At 41.0% G+C, this 19,759-nt stretch carries 16 protein-coding genes; 12 read left to right on the plus strand and 4 right to left on the minus strand.

Features of this window, described 5'->3' with window-relative positions; translation table 11 throughout:
• Position 1: 1 nt before the first annotated feature.
• The 5 genes from AAEY88_RS06825 to AAEY88_RS06845 all read left to right on the plus strand — a co-directional run bounded on the left by AAEY88_RS06825 (position 2) and on the right by AAEY88_RS06845 (position 6,467).
• Entirely contained in the window at positions 2-1,504 is a 1,503-nt protein-coding gene (locus AAEY88_RS06825; RefSeq protein ID WP_350560771.1) for an ATP-binding protein, read from the plus strand.
• A gap of 338 nt (positions 1,505-1,842) precedes the next feature.
• A complete protein-coding gene (locus AAEY88_RS06830; protein ID WP_350560773.1) occupies positions 1,843-2,472 on the plus strand; it encodes a DedA family protein in 630 nt (209 codons plus the stop codon).
• A gap of 163 nt (positions 2,473-2,635) precedes the next feature.
• On the plus strand, positions 2,636-4,309 hold the full coding sequence (locus tag AAEY88_RS06835) for a phosphoethanolamine--lipid A transferase (protein ID WP_350560775.1): 1,674 nt from the start codon (positions 2,636-2,638) through the stop codon (positions 4,307-4,309).
• Positions 4,310-4,353: 44 nt separating this feature from the next.
• Positions 4,354-5,040: a response regulator transcription factor gene (locus AAEY88_RS06840; RefSeq protein ID WP_350560777.1), complete on the plus strand. Its 687-nt coding sequence runs from the start codon at positions 4,354-4,356 to the stop codon at positions 5,038-5,040.
• Positions 5,041-5,108: 68 nt separating this feature from the next.
• Positions 5,109-6,467 carry a HAMP domain-containing sensor histidine kinase gene (locus AAEY88_RS06845; RefSeq protein WP_350560779.1) on the plus strand — a complete coding sequence of 453 codons (1,359 nt, stop codon included), beginning with the start codon at positions 5,109-5,111 and terminating at the stop codon, positions 6,465-6,467.
• A 66-nt stretch (positions 6,468-6,533) separates the two neighbouring features.
• Here the strand turns inward: AAEY88_RS06845 and AAEY88_RS06850 are convergent, their stop codons facing one another.
• From AAEY88_RS06850 to AAEY88_RS06860, 3 genes are all read right to left on the minus strand, one after another.
• The gene (locus AAEY88_RS06850) at positions 6,534-7,226 is read right to left on the minus strand and encodes a DUF1345 domain-containing protein (protein ID WP_350560781.1); all 693 of its coding nucleotides are present in this window, start codon (positions 7,224-7,226) and stop codon (positions 6,534-6,536) included.
• 54 nt (positions 7,227-7,280) lie between these two features.
• A complete protein-coding gene (gene mprF / locus AAEY88_RS06855) occupies positions 7,281-9,989 on the minus strand; it encodes a bifunctional lysylphosphatidylglycerol flippase/synthetase MprF (RefSeq protein WP_350560783.1) in 2,709 nt (902 codons plus the stop codon).
• A gap of 152 nt (positions 9,990-10,141) precedes the next feature.
• Complete coding sequence (locus tag AAEY88_RS06860) at positions 10,142-10,948, minus strand: hypothetical protein (RefSeq protein WP_350560785.1); 807 nt, start codon at positions 10,946-10,948, stop codon at positions 10,142-10,144.
• 320 nt (positions 10,949-11,268) lie between these two features.
• Between AAEY88_RS06860 and AAEY88_RS06865 the strand changes: the two genes are divergently transcribed.
• The 7 genes from AAEY88_RS06865 (at position 11,269) to AAEY88_RS06895 (ending at position 19,397) form a co-directional block, all read left to right on the plus strand.
• Positions 11,269-11,856: a PepSY domain-containing protein gene (locus tag AAEY88_RS06865; RefSeq protein ID WP_350560787.1), complete on the plus strand. Its 588-nt coding sequence runs from the start codon at positions 11,269-11,271 to the stop codon at positions 11,854-11,856.
• Between the two features lie 300 nt (positions 11,857-12,156).
• Positions 12,157-12,630, plus strand: coding sequence for a diacylglycerol kinase (locus tag AAEY88_RS06870; protein WP_350560789.1), 474 nt, complete (start codon positions 12,157-12,159; stop codon positions 12,628-12,630).
• A gap of 382 nt (positions 12,631-13,012) precedes the next feature.
• Positions 13,013-14,347, plus strand: a complete 1,335-nt coding sequence (locus AAEY88_RS06875) for a cytochrome c (protein ID WP_350560791.1) — start codon at positions 13,013-13,015, stop codon at positions 14,345-14,347.
• 150 nt (positions 14,348-14,497) lie between these two features.
• A complete protein-coding gene (locus AAEY88_RS06880; protein WP_350560793.1) occupies positions 14,498-16,099 on the plus strand; it encodes a flavin monoamine oxidase family protein in 1,602 nt (533 codons plus the stop codon).
• A gap of 66 nt (positions 16,100-16,165) precedes the next feature.
• Positions 16,166-16,822, plus strand: a complete 657-nt coding sequence (locus AAEY88_RS06885) for a c-type cytochrome (RefSeq protein WP_407074430.1) — start codon at positions 16,166-16,168, stop codon at positions 16,820-16,822.
• Positions 16,823-16,993: 171 nt separating this feature from the next.
• A complete protein-coding gene (locus AAEY88_RS06890) occupies positions 16,994-17,677 on the plus strand; it encodes a response regulator (protein WP_350560797.1) in 684 nt (227 codons plus the stop codon).
• 100 nt (positions 17,678-17,777) lie between these two features.
• Complete coding sequence (locus AAEY88_RS06895) at positions 17,778-19,397, plus strand: ATP-binding protein (RefSeq protein ID WP_350560799.1); 1,620 nt, start codon at positions 17,778-17,780, stop codon at positions 19,395-19,397.
• A 40-nt stretch (positions 19,398-19,437) separates the two neighbouring features.
• Here AAEY88_RS06895 and AAEY88_RS06900 read toward each other — a convergent pair whose 3' ends face one another.
• Positions 19,438-19,695, minus strand: a complete 258-nt coding sequence (locus AAEY88_RS06900) for a DUF2164 family protein (protein WP_350560801.1) — start codon at positions 19,693-19,695, stop codon at positions 19,438-19,440.
• Positions 19,696-19,759 lie beyond the last annotated feature (64 nt).

Here is a 19,759-nt window from a genome sequence, read left to right on the forward strand (position 1 = left end):
AATGAAATATAAATTCAAGAATCGACGCTGGCCCCTGTTATGGCGAACTGTTTTCTTACTAACGATATTTGTCGTCATCTCTCAAATTGTTATTTATATATGGGTTCAGCACTCTGTTAATAATCATTTTGAGCAAATGGATTCAGAAATTATTACCCATGCCGCCTTTAACCTACGTAAGCGGTTGATAATTCAGAATGACCAAACGGCGTCATCAAATCTGCCACCTTCATCGGTGCCAAACGACGCTGAGCATTTGCATTCTTCTTGGCTTGATTATGATTTAAAAACCTTAATATCTGATAAAAATGGACAACTGCTGTCAAGTGCGCCAAGTAGCTTTGCCGATGAGCTTCCTTTAGATTTTAACTTACTTGAATTACGGCAAATCCATCATGAGCAACAGTTTATATTGAGCATAAACAATAGAAATTACCGTGCCATTATTATTCAAAACAATCAGATGTTAGCGCTTATTATGCTGCCCATAGACGTTCATCATCAGTATTTATTACAATTTAACCGTCAGCTGAGTATGATATTAACGGCTATTACCTTGCTTTTGGTGTCCATAGCAGCATTAAGTGTCTATTGGGGATTTGCTCCTTTATCTACTATCGTCCAAAAGATGAAGGGTATTAATCCTGAACAGCTGCATGAAAGGGTAGTCGTCAGCAATATGCCTCGGGAATTGCGGCCTCTAGCTGAATCCTATAACTTAATGATGGAGAAGTTGGAAAGCAATTTTGAATCGTTATCGCGCTTCTCAGATAACATCGCGCATGAACTACGTACTCCGCTTGCAACCCTAAGCACCCAAACCCAAGTAATGTTAAGTAGGACAAGAGATAGCACTGAATACATCGAGCAGCTACATCATCAACATGACACCCTGGAGCAGCTATCTGCTCTGATTAATAACATGCTACTACTGGCAAAGACGCAGAAAGGACTGTCTGATTCCCAGCTCAATCGTGTTGATACCGAGTCAATGATTACCAACCTTATCTCTTATTATGAGCTGGTAGCAGAAGATCGTCGTATATTTTTTGAGAAAACAGGCGACTTCCAAGCAGTGCTAGGAGATGAAAGCTTATTACAAAGACTGTTCGCCAATTTGATGTCAAACGCCATTTATTATGCGGCAAGTGATAGTGTCATCACTATTGAGGCTTTCCTAGTCGAAGATGCTTCGTTCGCTTACAGCGTCACGAGTGATATGCAGAAGAAAAAGCGATCAGCGTTAAAGCCACATTCTGTAAAACCATATTCTCTAAAAATAGTGATTACTAATCGCTTGGATCAAGCATTGACTCAAATAGAGGCCGATAAATTATTTGAACGCTTTTATCGTCATGATAGAACGAATACGATGCACGCAGGCTCAGGTTTGGGTTTATCCATCGTTCAAGCGATTGCACGTGCGCATAACGGTCAAGTCAGTATTATTGTTAAAGATGAATATTACTTCCAAGTCAGTGTTGAGCTGTTGATAGCCGGATAAAAGTGAGCTAGATAAGGGGTAAAACAATTATCTAGGGATGTTGTATGAATATATGTTAAGTACGCCATTACCGCCACACTCGTCGTTATAATTTCTGAAGGGGCTAAACGTAGCGACAAGTTGGGCGCTAGTTGATAAAATATAAATAATACGCTCAATTCAAAATACATCTAGGTTTCTTTAGGTGAGTATGTGCAACTTGGGGTTTGATTCTAATATGATTTAATAACTTTGTTCTCTAATAAATAACTGTAATCATGTTGCTCATCTTAACTTTTCTTTAACACCGAACCTATTATACTGATGTCTTTCAGCCAATTATTAAACGAGGTAGCGCAATGAGTCAAATTAGCGAGTGGGTGCTAATTGTCATGGCAAAATTTGGCTACCTCGGTATCATATTTGCTATGTTTGCCGAAAATGTTTTCCCCCCTATACCCTCTGAAGTTATCATGCCAGCAGCAGGTTTTGCGGTGGCAAGAGGTGATCTAAATCTAATATTGGTCATACTAGCAGGGACGCTTGGCACCGTGCTTGGAGCATTACCTTTGTATTATTTGGGACGCTTGTTCAATGAAGAGCGTTTAATGACATTTACTAAAAAGTATGGCAAGTATGTGTTTGTTAAGTCTGATGACGTACTGGCTTCTAGTCATTGGTTTGATAAACATGGTAAAAAAGCAGTGTTTTTCGGACGCATGGTACCTGGTATTCGCTCGCTTATCTCAATCCCAGCGGGTATGAATAAGATGCCGATGCTCCCTTTTTTGGCATTGACTGCGCTGGGGTCGAGCATTTGGATAACGATACTGACGCTTGCAGGCTATCAATTCGGTAGCAACTATGAGGTTATTGAGGTCATACTAGCGCCGTACTCTAAGGTTTTCTTAGTATTAACTGTCGCTATTATCATTGGTTGGTTCATTAAACGTCGTCTGTCTAATCCACATAATATTAATAATATCTAATGCTAACAATTGCTCACTAACCCTCCAAATCTAATGATTTTTAGTATTAGATTCAAACGACTCATTTAATCAAACCCGCTTAACACCTTCTTAACGCCTTCTTAACGCTATAAGTGCTATCTTAAAGAACTACGTCCTTTTTAATTTCTTAAGAAGCCAGTATATGTTTAAAACCTTAGTTCCTGATGCAAACTTTGCCAAAGATAATACTGTAACCAGCATTAGCAAAAAATTCTACCATCGTGAGGTCAATCTTGCTTATCTTATTATGGTCGTTGCCCTATATCTCGTTGCTACTGCAAATATTGGCTTTTTTAAGCAAGTATTAACTGTCTATCCGCTTGCTAATAATATCGGCTTTATAGTTTCTCTCACTGGTTTATTGTTTGGACTGATGTGGTTGCTATTCCAACTGCTATGCTATCGACCAACGGCAAAGGTAGTATTGATTGCAATGGTAATTATCGCTGCAATCTGTGGCTATTTTACCGATGCCTACGGGACAATATTTGACCGTAATATGCTGGTCAATAGCTTGCAAACCGATCAAGCTGAAGCGATGGGATTGATGGCACCAAGCTTGATTATTCGACTGCTGTTGTTAGGCGTACTACCAGCTTTTATTATTAGCAAAATTCGTTTAAAACGTCCTTCTTGGCGTCGAGCAATATTGCAGAAGACAGCCACTTTGATACTGTCTATTGCTCTAATAGCAGTTTGCTTATTGCCATTCGGTGATCAGTACGCCAGCTTTTTTCGTCAACATAAATTAGTTCGTAGTTATACCAATCCAATTACACCTATCTATTCAGTTGTTAAGCTCGGTACGGATTACGTGGATGAGCTACGTCGTCCTGATACGATGACTGCTCACGCTGTAGATGCTAAGCGGACAAATGCTGTCGGCGATGCGAAGCCTAAGCTAATGGTATTTGTGGTAGGTGAAACCGTTCGTGCTGATCACATTGGCTTGAATGGCTATAAGCGCGATACGATGCCGCTACTTGCCAGCCAACCAGACGTTTATAGCTTTAAAAACGCGACTTCTTGTGGAACATCTACAGCCTATTCGGTGCCTTGCATGTTCAGTTATGCCAATAGAAAAGATTACAATGTCGATACCGCTGAGTATAACGAAAACGTGCTTGATACGTTAAATAAGCAAGGCGTTAATGTCATTTGGCGAGACAATAACTCTAGCTCTAAAGGTGTAGCAGACCGAGTGACTTTTGAGGACTATAAAACCCCCGAGGTAAATCCTAATTGCGATAGTGAGTGTCGAGATATTGGTATGCTCGATGGTTTTGATAAGTTAGTCAAGTCAGACACAGCACCAAAAGACACGCTAATTTTATTGCATCAGATGGGTAATCATGGCCCTGCTTATTATAAACGCTATCCCAAAGCGTTTGAGGAATACAAGCCGGTATGTATGACTAACGAGCTTTCAAAATGTGATGCTCAATCCGTCATCAATGGTTATGACAATGCGATTCGTTATACCGATTACTTTTTAAATACCGTTATCGATACGCTAAAACCTTACGAGCAAGATTATGATGTGGTGATGGTATATATTAGTGATCATGGGGAAAGTCTTGGCGAAAACAATATCTATTTGCATGGCCTCCCTTATAGTATTGCGCCAAATGCCCAAAAGCAGGTGCCCGTAATTATTTGGTCGCCCAAAGACAATAGTATTAATTCTGACAGTCTGTCTGATATGACCAATCAGCCAGTATCCCATGATTTTATTACGCCAACTTTACTGAGATTTTTTGGTATTACTACTCAAGAAGTCGCCTCAGAACCTGCCTTTTTTAAAACTACCAATTAAACTGTTTTTTATCCGACTCACGCTCTTTTTAGGTAGTAGCCATTATGTATAAAGTACTTATTATTGAAGACAACCCCGACATTGTGGCAAATATTTATGCGTTTTTTGAGCCCAAAGGATTTGAGCTGGACAATGCCCATAATGGGCTTAGTGGTTTGGCACTGGCAGCAAGTAATCGTTATGACGTGATATTGTTGGACGTGATGCTTCCGGGTATGGATGGTACCAAATTATGCAAAAAGCTTAGAGAAGAGTTGCATGATAAAACGCCGGTATTAATGTTGACTGCTCGTGACACTATCTTAGATAAGGTGGCAGGTTTTGATAGTGGTGCCGATGATTATTTGGTTAAACCGTTCTCACTGGTTGAATTAGAAGCCCGTATCAAAGCCTTGATACGTCGCCATCAAGATGAGCATTTTCAGCACAGCATTGAGGTAGGTGCCCTGTCTATAAATGTAGCTGAACATAGTATTAAAAGAGAAGGTAAATTACTAAAATTAACCCCAACAGGGTTCAAAATCCTGCATACGCTGATGAGTGCCTCGCCTCGAGTGATCAGTAAAACCGAGCTTGAAGAAAAGGTCTGGGGAGAAGATGTTCCTAGTAGTGACGCCCTACGTACCCATCTGCATAGTGTACGCATGCAGATTGACAAGCCCTTTGCGACGCCTATGATAATGACCGTACCTGGTGTTGGCTATCAGGTTATTGATCCTGATAACTTGTAGCCATGGGTAATGTGTTGTTAGTTAATTTAAATGATTTATTATCTTTTATACCTGAATAAGTACCTATCATGTTGAATATAGACTCCATCGCCAATAAATTTCGGCTGTCCTACCTGGTGTTTGCGATTTTGCTGTGCGCGACTTTCGTCAGTATTTTTTTGTATGCTGAGGTTAGGATGGAACAAGAATTGGTAAAAGGTCGTCTCTTGCAACAGTTAGAGCTTAGTCAAGAGAAGTATGGCGAACGGGCTCTTTATACGGCCGATCCGGGCATTAAGATTTATCATTACGATAGTGCCCCAGCAAACTTACAAGCTTTGGCGACTAAAACGGTACAAGAGATACCGGTGACGATAATCAATCAAACGGGTCAGATAGAGACTCAATTACACTTTTTTGCCTATCAACAAGACGGGCAAGACTATATTTTGACCTACTTAGAAGATACCGAAATGGTGATGGGAAACTATCCTGTTTTGGCAATCTTTGAACACTTAGAAGACATATTTGCTAATGCACTAAAAATTGCTGTCGTTTTAAGTTTACTAATTGCAGCTATATTCTCTCACCTATCTTCTAAGCAAATTATTAAGCCTTTATTAGATTTAAAGCAGGCGGTAGAAACGGATCATCAAAACTTAAACGAATTGACTCACTTACCCTCAGAAGTTGGGGTATTAGCAAGGGCAATAGATACTCAAAATCACAAGTTAGCGCAGTATTTAAAACGTGAGCAGCTATTTACAGGGGATGTCAGTCACGAGCTACGTACGCCGTTGACCATTATCTTGGGAGCCTCTGAGGTGCTCGCATCACAACTGGCAGATGATAATCGCTTGAGCGAATTCACCAATCGTATTAGCAATACTGCTAAAGAAACCTCTGAAACTATCAGTGCCTTATTACTGCTATCTCGTGCTCCTGAACAACTGGACACGCCGCAAACATCTATCAATGCGATTGCCGCCAGCGAGGTTACACGCTTAAAATATTTACTCCGGCATAAACCTGTGACTTGCACGATAGTTGCTGAGCAAGACTATATAGCGTACGTGCGCCCTGAACTGCTAAAAATGGCTTTGGGGAATTTGATAAAGAATGCCTTTCAGTACACTGATGATGGTGAAGTGGTGATAGCTATCGATGCCGACAAAATTACGGTAACCGATACGGGTCTTGGTATTCCAGAGATCATGATGCCGTTACTGTATGAAAGATTTGAGCGTTTAGACCATAACAAGACAGGCTATCAGACTGATGGCGATTCTAAACATCCTACAGGGTTGCATGAGCATTCTAATAATAAAGTGGAAGGTACGGGCTTAGGGCTTAGCATCGTGCAACGTATTATGACTCATATGGGTTGGCAGTTAACCCATCAAGCAAATAAAACCGGTGGCAGCACCTTTAGTATTTATTATAAGTAGGGTTTCTTATAAATAGCACATATAAATAAACTACCATCAAAAGGCTATACGGCTGTAAAGAACGCTCTATATATAACTGGCTATGATATTAATCAGCAAAGAGATAATCACCAAATTAAATACAAACGCGATGATGCTATGGAGGGTAGCAAGCTTTCTACCTGCTTTTGAGGTAAAAGCAATATCAGCAGTCTGGCCTGAAGTACCGATGGCGACTGCGCAATAAAAGAAGTCTTCAAACTTAGCGTTTTCTATTGTTTTGAACTCGTCGCTGCTGCACTTATCCTCAAGCGTCGCTTCAGGAAACATAAAAGGTTGGTTTACTCCTTTGCGTTGTTCAGAAAAATATAAATAAGCGTATTGCATGGCAAAAACGACTTGTATCATCAGCCAAGTGATAAAAATAGTACTTACGGTAAGCATAATAGTTAAGATACGTGCCATTCCCTGATAGTCTTTGCCAATCTGGGTTTGCCTCACGATAGCCAATAAACAGATCAAACTTGCGATACTGATTAGGCTTAAAATAATCACTTTGCCTTCATGGTTTTGGGTCAAATGACCATGAATAGTATTAGCACGCATCATAACAACGATACTGACAATGTAAATTAAAATGGCACTATCCCAGCCGATGATAAAACTGGTACTAAAAGAGACAGGCCATATAACCGCTATTACCAAACCGATAAGTGCCCCACTTATCAGACTGCCTAGCAAGCGCCAATGACTAAGAACCGTATCTGATGATATTGCCATAATATTAATCAAGCTTTATTAATTAGGATTTAGATCATATAAGTATACTGAGCGTTACTTTTTAACCAAGCTTCCAAGTCCACCAGAGATGAGTAATGTGGTATCTGTTAATCCTTTAATAGGTTTCATACCCGCTCGAAGTCCAGTTTCAATCCCTATGTAGCGCGGTTCCCAATGAGGGTTGTACTTTTCTTTAAAATTACGTAAGCCAGTAAAGTTATAGTAGGTCTTTCCATATCTATTAACCGTATTGGTAACATAGCGCCATCTTGGTCCAATAACTTCAGCCTCTGCTATAGTTTCAATGTGCTCATTTTCTACTGTATTTTGCTTAACAGCTTGTTGGACCTCATCCAAGATATCGTTTTCAACGACTGGCTTAGTCTGAGCTTCAAGCCCAGTAAACGGTGCCATACCTAAGCTAAACTGATGAAAACCTGCAACTTTTCCCCACATGAATAAATTCACAAACAAATAATCCATCATGTTTTTGATTTCTTTGCCCTCGTTATTATGAACTGCTTTATAGCGCATTAAATCAATGGACAGCTCATTATGCTGACCACTTTGCCAGATGTTGGCGAAGGCGACGATTTCGTTCTGATAGTTAACAACAGCACAATCAAAAAATTTTAGGTAGTCCTCATCAAAATACCCGAGTGAAAATCCTTTTTCTGCTGATTTTTTGTCCCCTAGCCACAGATCAGAAATTGCTTTTAAAGCATCAAGTGCTGCCGGAACCTGATCTTGTGGTATGACTTCAAAGCTCAGTCCGTCCTTTATACCGCGACTAACGATTTGACGAAATTTAGAGTGCTTGCGGCCTTGCAAGCTAAAAGTATCTAAGTCAACAATGGCTTCTTCACCGATTTTTAGTAGGTGTATGCCGTTGGCGTTGAATAGTTGACGATGTCTATTGCTGACTTCATAAAATACAAACGTACCGCCAAAGCTTTGACACAACTCGATGAATTTTTCGATTAAAGCGGCGAACTCACTCTCATCACCAATAGGGTCAGACATAACAATCCAGCTTCTACCTTGGGTTTGATACATAATAAAGCTGTTCGCAGAGTCACTAAATAGCAGTTGCTTGTCACCCAGTAAGCTTAAATTCGCAACTGAATAGGCAGATTGTTTGGTCACTTGCTCAGCTTTGGCAAGTTCCACTTGAGTGGGTAAGCTTGGTAGTGGTTTTTTAAACCTAATGAGACTGAACAAAGCATAGGCGATGGTTAATATAGCGAGCATAGCGTACGAGCGTAAAAAACGTGCCCCGCCATCTCCTGATACCGTCCACCATAGATCAGGGCTATAAGCTTCATGACGATGGACGTACATACCGACCCAAAATAGGCTGATTAAAAATACTGATAATAAAATGAGAGTTTGTGAATTTAGGCGTAAACTCGTTAAATTAGACTGATAGCTGAAGTATTTGCGGTTGAAGTAGGCCACTCCAAATAACAAAGTACAGATAATAGCGACTTCGATTTCTAGATGCTTGATGAGTAAAGTTACTATCGATGCGCCTAATAACCAGATTGAGATATGCCAAGCGCCGTTTAAACGTTGATACAGTCCACGAGCAAGTACTATCAAGGCAAAGCCCATAAGTGTATTTAGCAGATAGGACGCCTCGATAATAGGTATAGGTATAAACTCTCCTAATAGTAGTTCTCGGTCAGCATCAGGCGGTAGAATGCTCAGCACCAACATAGTCATACCTAAACCAGCGGTTGCCAAAGCAAGGAGCTGTGGCACCCATTTGCTAGGTAGTATTTTACGTTTTTCAGTTGAATTTATGCCTGAGCGTATATAGGCCTCATGTAAGACAAAAGATAATATCCCAAGCACAAAGGGAATAAAATAATAAAGAATACGAAATAAAAGCAGCACTGATAGTAGAGTGGTCTTATCTACCTTAGGTAAGGAGGCCACCATAGACAGCTCAAATACACCAAGACCCCCGGGTACACTACTAATAAGCCCTGCCACAATTGACTGTACTGAAGCTGAGAAAACCTCTAAAAAAGTTACCTGAACGTTTTTAGGTATCAGTATATATATAACCCATGCTACCAGAGCAATATCGATGACAGCAACGCTGATGAGCTTTATTAACACTGGGGCTGGAGGAAGCTGTATTCTCCATTGCTTAATTTGAAATACTCGACCCACCTTTCCAGCATAAATAATACTGGCGGTTATCAGTAATAAAACAACCACGCCAAATATTCTATACACAGATAGTGACAACGATGATAAAAAAGGTATTTTGGCAAATATTTGAGCCAGTATATGAGGGCTCAATATTAAAGAGGCGCTGATTACTGACATGGTACCGTAAGTAAACGCGAGTGATATTAATAAGATAATATTGGCAATCTTATCGCTGGCAATTCCTTTTTGACCATAATAACGAAAGCGTACAGCGCCTGCTGATAGCATGGAGATACCAATAGTATTCCCGATAGAAAATGCTGTAAGCGATGTATTTAATATCTTAGGATATGAAAGGTCGCTATTGATGTAGCGTACAGAAATCAGGTCATAAATACTCAATAGTAAATAAGCTAAGACAACAACAATAATGGCTTTGAGCATCGTTAATGGCGGAGTTGCCATAATAATAAATTTCATCTGCGCGACATCTAGAGTATGCGCCAGGTGATACAGAGACTTGGATGCCATAGTAAAAATTATGATGGCAACCAGTGCAATCAGCCAGTGCCACTTAATTTTTATTCTCATCATATTCATATACTTATCATTGTTTACTTAGGGTATGAATTGAGTCATGTTGATAACGCTAACTAAGCGCTTGAAGGTTTATATAAATTCGAGGTTAAAACTTATTGTCCATAAGATACATATAGCATATTTTTATAGTAAAGGTTATTTTAACTTCACATTCAGTCTTTATTTTGATCCCTTTTTTTATAGGTCTCGTAGCCAACTAGGCTCACAATCATCAATAAAAATATGACACTTATACTGGTGACTCCCAAACCCAACCCACCGTTTTTTATTGGTTGTGATAACCAATCACCAAGAGCTGCCCCTAAAGGGCGTGTCAAAATATAGGCCAGCCAAAAGCACCAGATGTTATTGAGTTTTAGACCATAAAATCCTGCTGTAATTAAGACAATGCCACTAGCAAATATAAAGGTAGAGGTTTGATAGCCAAGACCAAGCCCTTCTGCAAACCAGTCTCCTGCGGCAGTACCCAATGCAAAAGTAGCTAGGATAGCTGTCCAATAGAATAACTCACGAGGGAAGGTATCGATATGATGGATAGACAAGGTCCTTTCTCTGACGTACCAAATAGCGAATACCACTGCCAGCACAATACTAAAACCTATGGTCGAGACCGATAGTGGTATGCCTAGATTGTCGGTCATATTATCAGTGATAAGCGTGCCCAGCACACTAACAAACACTACGGTGAGCCAGTATTTCCATGGTACATACTCTTTGGCTTTTACCTGTATTGTCAAAACAAATACAAACAGTACGGTCATGATAAGGGAGGTAGTCGGCAACCCTAATTTAAAATTAAAGATCATAAAGTCGGCAGCCGTTTCACCAACGGTGGTTGACATCATTTTAATAAGCCAAAACACTACAGTGATTTCAGGCACTTTGTTGAGCATAGTGGCACGCTTAGACTGTTTGGATGCGCTATTGATTGGTACTAGCGTTTGATCATAGGTAGACATAGACACCTTCTTTTTTTTAAGGTCATTATGAAATAGCATGCTATTTTTGCCTGTTCATAAAATTATAATAACGACCTCATTATTAAGAAAGTGTTAAGACATTGTCCGTTGCTTATGTCGTATGTCTTGAATGACTAATTAAAACTGCTTCTCATTTGCTAATCTAACCACATAAATATTTTTAGTAGCTAATTAAATCCTTAATCTGCGCTAAGTTTCTCCTATGTCGTATTTCGTATTATAGGTTCATACCAACAAGGTCGCTGACGAAACCACTAAATGGAACGCCAGGTATTTACTTAATACAAAGGATGAATCTTATGAAAAACTTATCAGTGTTAACCAAATCAATGATTGTCGCCCTTACTATTGTAGGTGTTGGCGCAACCGCTATCGCAGCGCCTGTTGCCAACACCAAAGCAGCAACGAACTCAAGTGAAGCCGTCAGCGCCATGCAAAGTAAAATTAGCCTAGCGCAGGCAATCGAGATTGCCAAACAAAATGCTAAAGGCGATGTTGTTAGTGCTAAGTTTGATTATGACAACGATAAAAAAAGTACACGAACGGGTAAATATGAAGTCGAATTTGTATCTAACGGTACTGCTTATGAAGTAAAAATTGATGCCAATACCGGTAAAGTCCTCAAGACTGAGCAAGAAAAACTAGATAAAGAGGATATGGCTGAGTATAGCGCCATGAAACAAGCCAAAGTTACGCTTGCTAGCGCCATGCAAAAAGCAGCACAAAGTGTGAATGGTAAAGTAATAGGTGCTGAGTTCGAGCTAGAAAAAGGTCAGTCTGTTTACGATATCGAAGTTGTCAAAGGCAATCAAATCTACGATGTGAGCATAGATGCCAATACTGGAAAAGTCTTAAGCAGTCAAGTTGACGTAGAAGATGACGACTAAACAAGTTGTGTAATACTTCAAGGTTTAAGTACTAAGCAGCAACCGATATCTTGCTTTACGATAGTATCGGTTGCTGCTTATTTGTTTGTGTGGCGTTTAGACTTCAAACTTAGTGATAACTCGATCACAACTTCTTTAGATTAGTCGCTATCGTATTTAGCTGGGTTTTATACCTCAACGAGTCAATATTATCTTAACGTTTTCTTAATCTGCATTGACTTATACTCAAAGTATAATGAGTTTTTATACTGCTCAAAATCCACAGCATACCTTGATATTAATAACTATTAAGCATTCAATATGAGCAAAGTTAATCCCATTACTCTTGATGACGAACAGACCAGCCCTGACCCTGCAACCCAAACAACATCTAAGCAGTTGCTTGCACCCAATAGCTACGCGGGTCATGCTAAAGGTAAGAAGGGTCTCTCTCGTATTATTAAAGCCACCAGTTACTCTTTGGATGGTTTTAAAGCGGCTTATAAGTTTGAGGCGGCTTTTAGACAGGTTCTGTGGCTCAATCTTGTATTATTTATTGTGATTGTATTCACACCTTTTGACGTCAGCATAAAAATGATGTTGATAATTGCCTCTTTTTTGTCACTTATCGTGGAGCTATTTAATACGGGTATTGAAGCCAGTGTTGACCATACTTCAACGGACCAACACCCACTTGCTAAAATAGCCAAAGATGTGGGTTCAGCTGCGCAATTCTTAGCATTATTGCTCTTGTTCCTCTTATGGTTAATGGCACTATCAAGCGTTTTATATTGAGTAATACTTAGGTATGCCGCAAGTCAATGTACTTAACTATCATTGCGACACTGACATTTGAGCATCACCAATTAGATGTTCGTAGATGATAGGGCAGGGTATGGCACCATGAAACAAGCTCAGTTGAGTCTGACCCAAACGCTACAAAAAGTGATCCAAAATGTTGACGGAAAAATTATTGAAGGAGGGTTTGATTTAAATAATGAGTAGATGCACTCATTTGAAGCCTCATAATCTAATTGCTGATGTACCCTAAGACTACCTCTACTTTGGTTTTTGTAAAGAAATGCGCATAATGAGAAATTACGCAAGCAATCGCCATGAAATAGTTTTATTTTAGTAGAGGTTGTTCAACGTTGTTCGCCAGTCCCATGAGGATATTATGAAGCCAATTTCTATAATGTTGTCAGCACTTGTTATTGGTATGGTCTCTAGCGCTGTGATGGCTGATGGCGTTAGCCTGACTAACGCGACAAGCTTGCCCAATGTCAGCCCTGCCAATAGTGACTTAGCCAATCGCGGTGCTTATATTGCTCGTGCGGCTGACTGTATGGCCTGTCATCGTGAGGACTATAGCGGCGGCGTACCGATTGAAACACCTATCGGTAATATTTATTCAACCAATATTACTCCATCCGAGCGCTATGGTATTGGCAACTATACTGAAGCCGATTTGCAGAAAACATTGCGCAAAGGCCGTGCACCTGGTCATCAGATTTATCCTGCAATGCCTTATCCGTCCTATCATGGGATGACCGATGAAGATATCAGCGCTTTATTTGCTTATTTTCAAACCGTACCGCCAGTAGAAGCACCCCCTGAAAAGACCACTCACCTGCCTTTTCCATTGAACATTCGCACTTTGATGTTGGCTTGGAATGTTATTAACGTCCCTTCTACCGAAAACCGCACAGGTCTTACCCAAACCCAGCAGCGCGGTGAATATTTAGTCAATAATTTAGAACATTGCGGCACGTGTCACACCCCGCGAAACCTTACTCAGGGATTGGATAAGGACATGTACTTATCTGGTGCGCCCTTGGGTAAGTGGTATGCGCCAAACATCACTCCTGATAATGAAAGCGGTATCGGTCGCTGGAGCGAGCAAGATATCGTTACCTATCTGCGTACTGGAATGCTCGATAAGCGCGCCTATGCTGGTGGGCCGATGGCTGAAGCCGTCGCGCACAGTACCCGTTATCTAACAGACGAAGATTTGAGTGCAATGGCGGCTTATTTAAAAGTAGTTCCCATTATTCAGACGGACGATAAGATGATACCAGTGGATGTCTCACGGCTACCACGTCCGTTGAGTAGCTCGATTACTTATAATTTACTCGAGCAAAAAGACTATTTAGCACAGGCAAAAACCAGTGTTCTTTCTAATAGCAATCCTGATAACAGTAACTCGCCCAAATCTTTGTATCTTTCCACCTGCGGCAGCTGTCATGGCGTAGATGGCTACGCGCAACCTGATGCCCGTTACGCCTCTATCGTAGGGCTGAGTAGCATCCGCCGTGATAAACCTGACGCACTGATTAACGTTATTGCTTATGGTGCTAAAGGCGCTTTAAATACTGCGCCCAAGATGCCCGGCTTCTCTAAAGAGTTAAGTCACGCGCAGATTGCCAGTATCACCAATTATGTGCGTGTGAATTTCGGTGGTCATAGTCGTAGTGACGTCAGTGCCACTGATGTTAAACGCATATTAAAGTAGGTCTGAGTATTGAATCTAGCTATAAAAATGTAAATCACCAAACGTCATTCAGTAAATGCAAAGTACTAAACGTCAGTCACTAAATATAAGCCACTAAATATAAGCCACTACCTGCTCTCATGGACGAATACTCTATAACAAGGATATATAATGAACGACCTCTTTCAATCGCCCACACGAAGGCAACTGCTCTCTATGATTGGTAAGACCGCCGGGGCAACGGCAATGTATCAGGCGATGACTACTCTAGGATTTGCTTCCGAGTCTAGTTTTAAAAAAGAGATGAATCTGACGGGTGCGCCTGCTGGTGCCAGTATTGTTATACTTGGGGCAGGATTGGGCGGGCTTACCGCTGCTTATGAGTTACGTAAGGCAGGCTATAAAGTAACGGTACTTGAGTTCCAGAATCGTGGTGGTGGACGCAGTTGGACGCTAAATGGTGGTGATAAATATACTGAGCTTGGTGGTGGCGAGGTAACCTGCGACTTCAAAAAAGGCAACTACTTTAACGGCGGACCATGGCGACTGCCGGTTCATCATTATGCTGTATTCAATTATTGTAAAAAATTTGGTGTGGCATTGCAGCCTTTTACACAGACCAATGATCGTGCCTATTTGCATCGTACCACTCATTTTAATGGTGCGCCGCAACGTCTGGGCGAAGTTCAAAGTGACATACGGGGTTATGTCTCAGAGTTATTATCCAAAGCGGTTAATGTCGGTAGCCTCGATAGCACAGTAAATAAAGAGGACAAAGAAAAGCTATTAGAAGGTTTAAAAGGCTGGGGTGTTCTTGATAATAATTATCGCTATGTCAAGAGCCATGAAACCAGTAAGCATCGCGGCTATAGTGTCTATCCGGGTGGCGGGCTGATGCCTGAGGCCAAGCCTTCGACGCCAATACCGATGAATAAACTGCTAGATTCAGGCATGTGGTCAGACATTTATAGCAACTATACGATCTATGATCATCAACCCGCAATGTTTCAGCCGGTTGGTGGTATGGGCAAAATCGGTGATGCATTCACCCGCGCATGTCGAGATATGATTACGTTCAATGCCAGAGTCACCAAAGTTTATCAAGATGAGAAAGGCGTCACCGTCGACTATGTCGATAGTAACAATCCAGATAGCGCACCTAAAGCCATTCGTGCGGATTGGTGTATCTGCAATATTCCCCTATCGGTATTAACCCAAATCGATATTAACGTGTCAGCGCCAATGAAGCAAGCGATGGCGGCAGTCCCTTATGATAGCTCTTATAAAGTGGGCTTGGAGTTTAAGCGTCGGTTTTGGGAGGAAGACGAATGGATTTATGGCGGTATCAGCTATACCGATATGCCCATTTCTCAAATCTCGTATCCCTCCCAAGATTTGTTTTCCACTGGCTCAGGTGTACTGCTCGGCGCGTATGGATTTGGAGAAGCCTCTTATAAATTTAATACCTTAAATCCGAAAGAGCGTATTAATGCGGCACTAGAGTACGGTAAATATATTCATCCGCAATATACCAAAGAATTTCGCTCTGGTACTTCGGTAGCGTGGTATCGAATTCCGTGGTCACTGGGCTGCTATGGTATTTGGAGTGAATCAAGCCGCGATCAGTATTACGATACATTATGTGCGATTGATCACCGTATTGTGCTAGCAGGTGAGCATTGCTCGCATATTCCAGCGTGGCAAGAGGGGGCGATTTTGTCCGGTATGGATGCCGCCCAGCGCTTACATCAAAAAGCAAAAAAGCTTGGCTAGTAGACAGAAATAAAAATTAAGTAGGGGCAGTAATTAGTAAGAATAATAACGAACTTAGAGGTAATCATGGATATGATGAAACCAAACCCACTTATTATGGCGGTAATATTAAGTGTCGCAGGAACAATTACATTATCAGGTTGTAGTCAGTATAAAAAAGACCAAACCGCTCATACAACAGCTACCCTTGCCAGCCAGCAACAAGCCACGCAAATGATATTTGATAATCAAGCCAGCCGCAATAACGGGGCGTGGGGCGCAGTCTATATGACTAAAGAAGACCTTAAATCGCCACAAACCAATATCGTCGATGTCCGCTCGCTACCAACGATAGCAGAGGATGTTAACCTGCAAAAGTGGCTAGAAAAATTTGAAGGTAGCTTACAAGGTAAAACCGGCTTTATTACCACTAATGGTAAAAAGCTCTATGATGATTCTTGTGCTGGCTGTCATATGCAGGATGGTAAAGGCGCGCAAGGCGCAGGTTATTACCCACCATTGGCTGATAACAGTAAGATGCAATCAAAATATTATATCATTAGCGTTGTAGTCAATGGTCTGCGGGGTATGCCCTCATTTCATAGCATGATGAACGATCAGCAAATAGCTGCCGTCACCCAATATGTGCATAGTGATTTAAATGATTTTACGGATACGGTCACTGCTGATAATGTTGCACAGCTCCGTCATGACTTTCCGCCGGGTGCAGATCCAAGTGAATAAATAGGTGAAGCAGTAATACAGTATCAGTTAGAGATTTTTAGTTTAAACAGGTTACTATAGGCGAATCTAGATAATGTCGTTGCCAAGAAACCACGCGCAGATAGTACCTTAAATAAGGTTGACCCTGTAGCGGACTTATATGGATTTAACTATATCAATAAAGGATGACTCATGCGCGTGCTACTAGTCGAAGACGATTTGATGATTGGTGAGAGCCTTAGCGAGGCATTGCAAGATGAAGCTTATACTGTCGATTGGGTAAAAGATGGTCGTCAAGCTATCCTAACGTTAAAAGCGCAGTCTTATGACATTATTTTATTAGATTTAGGCCTACCCGAAATTGATGGTATGGGCGTATTGACCGCTATTCGTGATGCTAAAATCGACACGCCTGTACTGATTATTACTGCTCGTGATGATGTCAAAGACCGTATTGCAGGACTTGATTCAGGGGCAGATGACTATGTAGTTAAACCCTTTGAGCTTGGAGAAGTATTTGCGCGGATGCGGGTGCTCATTCGCCGTGCTCAAGGCAAAGCAGACAATCAGCTCACGGTTGGTAATTTACAGCTGGATACGGCACAAAAACGCGTCATGATGGATTCAAATCCTGTCGATTTAACCGCTAAAGAATATATGCTGCTCACCACTTTTATGCTATCTTCCGAAAAGGTCATGTCGAAAACTGAGCTTGAAGACTCACTATATGGCTGGGGCGGTGAGGTTGAAAGTAATGCGATAGAGTTTTTGATTCACAGTCTAAGAAAAAAGCTGGGGCAGGATAGAATCAAAAACGTGCGAGGATTGGGTTGGTATATCAGCAATAAGCTTAGCAACAATATCAGTGAACAATAACAGCAAGTATCAGTCAATAAACCCACTGCAAGCGCCGTAAAAAGATATCTATTATCTCTAATGTTCTATTATGCTTAAACCTTCTTCAAAGATTTATACTATGCCATCTATTCGCCAGCTCTTTAAATCTATGCAGTTTCAGCTGATCTTTTGGTCAGTTTTAGCGTTGCTGCTATTAGCAGTAGTCGCAGGGGGCTATGGGTTTTGGTACAGTTATAAAGAAATTAATGAATTTCAAGACGATAACCTAAAGAGTATGTCCGCTTTACTTGAACAAACGATTGATATTGGCGCATCTAATTCTAGGGCGTTACTTGAAACCAATATCCACTTTGATACCGATGAAGATGATGGCAGTATTACCGTCGATGTCATCAATACAGCGGCGCCAGCGCCCATAACCTATAGTTCATCCCATAGTAATAATGATAGTAATAAAGCGTCCAAACATCAAAGCAATGAAGATTTTGATGACATTACTTTAGAGCAGCTTCCTTTGATTCCAGTAGGGATCAGCACCAAGACAATAGACGATGAAGCATGGCGCGTCTATCGTAGTAATAGTGTAGATAGAGTCATCATAGTACGCCAGCGTACCGAGTTTCAAGATGACCTTGCCACGTCTAGTGCGCTGCAGTCCTTTTTTCCTTTAATTATCGGTATGGCATTTTTGATGTTGCTGCTACCCTTTATTATGTGGCGAATGCTGAAACCTGTGCGTCAGCTGCAAAGAGAAATCAGTCAGCGCCGAGAGACTGATCTAAGCCCTTTGGCCATTAACAATCTACCTACTGAGCTATTACCATTAGCGGAATCTTTAAATCGCCTGCTAGCACTGGTAAAGATTAGCATTGAACGGCAGCAACGCTTTATTGCTGACGCTGCGCACGAGCTGCGCTCGCCACTGACGGCGATCTCATTACAGCTACAGCGATTACAACGTATTCCTAATAATAATGCCGTGATGACTGAGGGTTTAGCCAAGCTTGCCATCCGCCTTACACGCAATCAACGATTGGTCGAACAGCTTTTAACACTGGCTCGTGCTGGGAATATCAACATTACAAGTAATGCCAAGCATGAGCCAGTATCTGTCAAAGCCATTATCGAACAAGTTATTGGTCTGTTAGTGCCAATTGCCGATAATAAAAATATAGCGTTGACCGTCGAATTGTTGGCGGAAGATCGCGTGAGTATGGATGAGACGTCATTGTTATTGCTGGTCAAGAATCTTATCCAAAATGCCATTATTTATACGCCAGATAATGGTCAGGTGGCAGTCAAACTCTTCCACCTCCAGCAACATTTAAATGATTCTGAAACATCAGTTTCAAATAGGCACTCTAGTTTTGGTACTCATGTGCTTAGCTCTGGAAAACTAAATAAATCTTCTAAACAATCAACTGACAGACTGATATTACAAATAATGGATTCAGGCACAGGCATTCATCCCAATGATTATGCGAGTGTGTTTGAGCCATTTGTACGACTCAGTCAAACTACCAAAAAATCCAGTGAAATTTTAGAGAAATCCGCCAATGTATCGCGGTCTGACAGCGCTTCGATGAATACTGACGGAATACACGGAACAGGATTGGGGTTATCAATCGTTAAGACAATTTGTAAGCAAGCAGATATTGATGTTTTTATGACTACTTCTAAGTTGACAGCGGCAAGTAATAAAGAAGAGTGGGGCCTATGTGTGACCTTGGTATTTTGATTGTACTAAAATATGCTAAGTATCGAATAACAGAACTTGCCTAAAGCGTTTGGTCTTTCTTAAAATTGTGCCTATCTTCTAAGAGGACCGTGAACTTCTCATATAACCAAGGCTCTATATCTTCAATCACTTGACTGTATAAATGGTGGCCTAAGATTTCAATGATGAAATCTAATAAAAATAGGGCGGTAAGATGGCCTATATCGACTTCAAACTCCTCTAACGTATACAGCTTGAGCTTCTCTAAAACCATCTTTTGGGCGTCATTAGATAACGTTATTAACTGATCTTTACTCATATAGTCAGTTCAAAAAAATAGTGTTTATCTGTTTTATAATTTTATCGGTAAACGAGGTCATATC

It is taken from the genome of Psychrobacter sp. CAL346-MNA-CIBAN-0220, assembly GCF_040309805.1.
In the GTDB taxonomy this organism is placed as follows: domain Bacteria; phylum Pseudomonadota; class Gammaproteobacteria; order Pseudomonadales; family Moraxellaceae; genus Psychrobacter.

What these genes read in the sequence shown, in the direction of transcription:
- AAEY88_RS06835 (WP_350560775.1), top strand. Translation starts at nt 2,636, where the DNA reads ATGTTTAAAACCTTAGTTCCTGATGCAAACTTTGCCAAAGATAATACT.
- AAEY88_RS06865 (WP_350560787.1), top strand. Translation starts at nt 11,269, where the DNA reads ATGAAAAACTTATCAGTGTTAACCAAATCAATGATTGTCGCCCTTACT.
- AAEY88_RS06850 (WP_350560781.1), bottom strand. Translation starts at nt 7,226, where the DNA reads ATGGCAATATCATCAGATACGGTTCTTAGTCATTGGCGCTTGCTAGGC.
- AAEY88_RS06870 (WP_350560789.1), top strand. Translation starts at nt 12,157, where the DNA reads ATGAGCAAAGTTAATCCCATTACTCTTGATGACGAACAGACCAGCCCT.
- AAEY88_RS06895 (WP_350560799.1), top strand. Translation starts at nt 17,778, where the DNA reads ATGCCATCTATTCGCCAGCTCTTTAAATCTATGCAGTTTCAGCTGATC.
- AAEY88_RS06825 (WP_350560771.1), top strand. Translation starts at nt 2, where the DNA reads ATGAAATATAAATTCAAGAATCGACGCTGGCCCCTGTTATGGCGAACT.
- AAEY88_RS06845 (WP_350560779.1), top strand. Translation starts at nt 5,109, where the DNA reads ATGTTGAATATAGACTCCATCGCCAATAAATTTCGGCTGTCCTACCTG.
- AAEY88_RS06900 (WP_350560801.1), bottom strand. Translation starts at nt 19,695, where the DNA reads ATGAGTAAAGATCAGTTAATAACGTTATCTAATGACGCCCAAAAGATG.
- AAEY88_RS06840 (WP_350560777.1), top strand. Translation starts at nt 4,354, where the DNA reads ATGTATAAAGTACTTATTATTGAAGACAACCCCGACATTGTGGCAAAT.
- AAEY88_RS06860 (WP_350560785.1), bottom strand. Translation starts at nt 10,948, where the DNA reads ATGTCTACCTATGATCAAACGCTAGTACCAATCAATAGCGCATCCAAA.
- AAEY88_RS06830 (WP_350560773.1), top strand. Translation starts at nt 1,843, where the DNA reads ATGAGTCAAATTAGCGAGTGGGTGCTAATTGTCATGGCAAAATTTGGC.
- AAEY88_RS06875 (WP_350560791.1), top strand. Translation starts at nt 13,013, where the DNA reads ATGAAGCCAATTTCTATAATGTTGTCAGCACTTGTTATTGGTATGGTC.
- AAEY88_RS06880 (WP_350560793.1), top strand. Translation starts at nt 14,498, where the DNA reads ATGAACGACCTCTTTCAATCGCCCACACGAAGGCAACTGCTCTCTATG.
- AAEY88_RS06890 (WP_350560797.1), top strand. Translation starts at nt 16,994, where the DNA reads ATGCGCGTGCTACTAGTCGAAGACGATTTGATGATTGGTGAGAGCCTT.
- mprF (WP_350560783.1), bottom strand. Translation starts at nt 9,989, where the DNA reads ATGAATATGATGAGAATAAAAATTAAGTGGCACTGGCTGATTGCACTG.
- AAEY88_RS06885 (WP_407074430.1), top strand. Translation starts at nt 16,166, where the DNA reads ATGGATATGATGAAACCAAACCCACTTATTATGGCGGTAATATTAAGT.